The sequence below is a fragment of the Nitratidesulfovibrio liaohensis genome (assembly GCF_011682075.1).
GTDB lineage: Bacteria > Desulfobacterota > Desulfovibrionia > Desulfovibrionales > Desulfovibrionaceae > Cupidesulfovibrio > Cupidesulfovibrio liaohensis.
The window spans coordinates 1-4,300 of record NZ_VSMK01000225.1; the positions used below are offsets into that span (position 1 = coordinate 1).

Below are 4,300 nucleotides of genomic sequence, written 5' to 3' on the forward strand. Positions count from 1 at the left end.
CCACGGCGGTGTCGGTGCGGCGGGGGGGGGCGCGGGCGGGGCGCATGCTGTTGCCCCGGCGTGCCGTCCCCGTCCGGTGACGGGCCGTCCTGCGCCGTTCATGGGGCGCACCATTCAGGGCATTCTTTCCGTCCACCGGCAAAAAGTCAATTTCACCGGCGCGGGATGACCGTTCACCGAAAAGGGGGTGGCGCGCCCTTTCGCATGTTGACGGTGCGGCGCTAGACAAGGGCCGTGGGCCCCGCCCCGCCGCACAGGGGCAGGGCCGCCACGAAAAGGCCGGAAACACCGGCGTACCGCCAAAAGAACGGGAGGCAACGGCATGAGCCAGAACAAGTCCGACAAGATCGAAAGCATGATGGACGAAAAGCGCCACTTCGCGCCGCCCGCCGCGCCTTCCGGAGACCGCCGCCGCCCGCACGTGAACGGCATGGACGAGTACCTCGCCCACCGCGACCGCGCCGACAAGGACCCCGAAGGCTTCTGGGGCGACCGGGCAAGGCAGCTGCTGGACTGGTTCACCCCGTGGGACAAGGTGATGGACGCGGACATGAACGAGCCGCGCATCGAATGGTTCAAGGGCGCCACGCTGAACGTGGCGTACAACTGCCTGGACCGCCACCTGGTCAATGGCCGCCGCAACAAGGCCGCCATCATCTGGCAGGGCGAGCCGGAAGACGACGTGCGCGTGCTGACCTACCAGATGCTCTACGACGAGGTGTGCCGCTTCGCCTCTGTCTTGCAGGGCCTGGGCGTGCAGAAGGGCGAACGCGTTGCGCTGTACATGCCCATGATTCCCGAACTGGCCGTGGCCATGCTGGCTTGCGCGCGCATCGGGGCGGTGCATTCCATAGTTTTTGCCGGGTTCTCGGCGGTCAGCCTGCAGAACCGCATCCAGGACTGCGAGGCCAAGGTGGTGGTCACGGCGGACGCCGTGCTGCGCGCCGGGCGGTCCATTCCGCTCAAGGTCAACGTGGACGAGGCCCTGAAGGACTGCCCCAGCGTGGAGCGGGTGGTGGTTGTCGACCGCGCGCACTCGGGCTGTGCCATGCGCGAGGGGCGCGACATGTGGTGGCACGAGGCCATGGCCGACCGTACACTGGATACGTCGTGCCCGTGCGCCAAGATGGACAGCGAGGACATGCTGTTCATCCTGTACACCAGCGGTTCCACCGGCAAGCCCAAGGGCGTGGTGCACACCACCGGCGGCTATCTTACCTACGCGGCCCACACCACCCAGTGGGTGTTCGACCTGCATGACGACGACGTGTACTGGTGCACCGCCGACATCGGCTGGATCACCGGGCACAGCTACATCGTGTACGGCCCGCTGGCCCTTGGCGGCACCACGCTGATGTTCGAGGGCGTGCCCTCGTGGCCGGGGCCGGACCGGTTCTGGCACATCGTGGAAAAGTTCCGGGTCAACATCTTCTACACCGCGCCCACGGTCATCCGCGCCCTGATGCGCGAAGGCGCGCACTGGACGCAGAAGCACGACCTGTCGTCGCTGCGCATTCTGGGGTCGGTGGGCGAACCCATCAACCCCGAAGCGTGGATGTGGTACCACGAGCACATCGGCCACAGCCGCCTGCCCATCGTGGACACCTGGTGGCAGACCGAGACGGGCGGCATCATGATTTCCGCGCTGCCGTACGCCACCACGCTGAAGCCCGGTTCCGCCACCATGCCCCTGCCCGGCGTGGACGCGGCGGTGGTGAAGCCCGACGGCACCCCCTGCGGCCCCAACGATGGCGGGCACCTGGTCATCCGCAAGCCGTGGCCCGGCATGCTGCGCGGGGTGTTCGGTTCGCCCGAGCGGTACAAGTCCACCTACTTCGAACGCTTTCCCGGCATGTACGAATCGGGCGACGGCGCCCGCACCGACGAGGACGGCTACACCTGGGTCATGGGGCGGCTGGACGACGTGATCAACGTTTCCGGGCACCGCATGGGCACGGCGGAAGTGGAGTCGGCTTTGGTGGCGCACCCGGCGGTGGCCGAGGCCGCCGTGGTGGGCATGCCCCACGCCATCAAGGGCGAGGCCATCTACGCCTACGTCACCCTGTCGGCGGGCACGGAGGAAACCGAAGAGCTGCGCGCGGCCCTGCGCACATGGGTGCGCAAGGAAATCGGCCCCATCGCCACGCCGGAGGTCATCCAGTTTGCCGAAGGGCTGCCCAAGACCCGCAGCGGCAAGATCATGCGGCGCATCCTGCGCAAGATCGCCTCTGGCGCAGGTTCCGACTTCGGCGACACCTCCACCCTGGCCGACCCGGGGGTGGTGCAGGATCTCATCGAAGGGCGCGTCCAATTGACCGGACATTAATCATAGCAAGATGGAACGCCCCGTTTGGCGGCGGGACGCTCCATCCGCCGGCACCCACACCCGCGCCGGACGTGCGGCGATGTCCGGCGCGGGTGGCCGGCCACTACGGGGAGGCGCGGTTTGCATCGCGCCCCCTGAATGTTCTCTCCCCCCTTCCCGCATAAGGAGGCGGACCGGTACTACCGGTCCGCCTCCGACGTTTTCGGGGATGCTGGGGCGATGGGGCATGGCGACGTTGCCGCACGGCTGGTGTCGCGCCGTGCCGAGCGGGGGCGGCAGCGTGGGGCAAAAAAACTAGTCCGGTTGCCGCGTGTCGTGAAGGGATGCTACGTTGGCGCATGGTTCCGGAATTTTTCGGTCCGGCGGTCGGCTTGCCCCGGTCTTGCCGTGCCCGGCCCGGAACATCCACCCTTCAGTGCCGTGCAGCGCCCCTTTGGCCGTGCCACCAGATCCATCGACACCCCAGGAGGTTTCCATGCGCGTGTTCCCCTTGCGTCCGTTCCGTGCTCCCGTCCGTTCCGCGCGTCGCTCGCACCCCCGCCGCGCCATCCGGCTCCCGGTCATTCGGCTTTCACTGCTCTTGCTGTCGCTGGCGATGCTGACGGGGTGCGCATGCAGGCAGCCGTCCGCCGAAGCCGGGACAAAGGCCGCGCAGGTTTCCCCCGCAGAATCCCCCCTGCTGCTGGAGCACCCCGCCACCGGCGGCATGCTTTACTCCCGTGAGCCGGAACTGCTGCGCCGCTACACGAAGTTTCAGGTGGAGCACGTGGTGTTGCGCGAGGAACGACCCGAGACGTTCCAGGGCGCATCCCTGGACGAAAAGGCGGCCATGGTCTTCATAACGCATGATATTTTCGTGGATGCGCTGCGGCGCGGCGGGTGGGAGGTGACCGACACGCCCGGCCCCGGCGTGGCCCGGCTGCGGCTGATGATCTTCGGCATGCAGGCCACCGAGGTGGTGCCCAGCGATGCCGCCTACGACACCCCCTTCGGGCGTATCGACCTTTCGCGGCTGGACGATTCGGGCCGGGCGGCGCTGATGGGCAACATTACCATCGGAGGCGAACTGACCGACGCGGAAACCGGGGCGCGGCTGCTGAGCTATGTGGAGCGCTGCTCCGTCACCGGGCTGGATCCGTTGCGGGCCTTTGGCCGCTGGGACGCCGCGCGCAGCGGGGTGGAGGCCAGCGCCGCGTCTCTTGTGCGCGGGTGGAACAGATTGCACGGAAAGTAGCGTTCGCCGGATTGCGGCGCGAAACACCACCAGCCACGCGGTGCTGCCTCGTGGCTGGTTCTTTTTGGCGATGTGGCGGAAGGCGGGCGGGGGCGGGAACAGGTGACCGGCCTAGCCCTGACAGGTGGGCGGGGCCGCCTCCGCCGGAGTTTCCGGCAGGGGCAGGCGCAGGGTCACCGTGGTGTCGCCGGGCTGGCTGTCGATGTCGATGAACCCGCCAAGGGCGGTGATGACGCCCACGGCCACGGACAGGCCAAGCCCCATGCCGCGTCCCACGGGCCGGGTGGAAAAGAACGGCTCGAACACGTGGGGCAGCACTTCGGACGCGATGCCGTGGCCCGTGTCGTGAAAGGCGATGCACATCTCGCCGCCCGATGTGCCGAATGCGGAGGATGCGGGGGGTGAGGAGGACAAGGGGGATGCGGAGGCCGAGGGGGACGAGCCAGATGGGGGAGACACGGGCGTGGCGCTTTCCGGGGGGGCGGAACTTGCGGAAGACGGAAACTCCACCCGTACGGTAACGGCAAGCTCGCGCTGCGCCACCGGGGGCTGGGCGTATTCCACCGCGTCCAGCGCGTTTTCCGCCACGTGCACGAACACCTGCCTCAGTTCCACGGGCGGAGCCACCAGCAGGGGCGTGTCCGGCGGCACGTCCAGCCGCACCGCCACCCCCAGGTCGGCGGCGCGGTCGGCCAGCAGGCGCAGGGCCTCGCCCAGCAGGTCGGCCATGCGCACCGGGC

General features: G+C 68.4%; 3 protein-coding genes. 2 read left to right on the forward strand and 1 reads right to left on the reverse strand.

The genetic code is table 11. From position 1 onward, the window contains the following. Nucleotides 1–322: 322 nt before the first annotated feature. On the forward strand, nucleotides 323–2,326 hold the full coding sequence (gene acs, locus FVW27_RS08915; protein WP_167124455.1) for an acetate--CoA ligase: 2,004 nt from the start codon (nucleotides 323–325) through the stop codon (nucleotides 2,324–2,326). 475 nt (nucleotides 2,327–2,801) lie between these two features. Further along, nucleotides 2,802–3,560 (forward strand): DUF3313 domain-containing protein, encoded by a 759-nt coding sequence (locus tag FVW27_RS08920; RefSeq protein WP_167124457.1) that lies wholly within the window; start codon nucleotides 2,802–2,804, stop codon nucleotides 3,558–3,560. A gap of 111 nt (nucleotides 3,561–3,671) precedes the next feature. Here FVW27_RS08920 and FVW27_RS08925 read toward each other — a convergent pair. Then, nucleotides 3,672–4,300 (reverse strand): sensor histidine kinase (locus FVW27_RS08925; protein ID WP_243838307.1); only part of this gene is annotated, 629 nt, incomplete at its 5' end.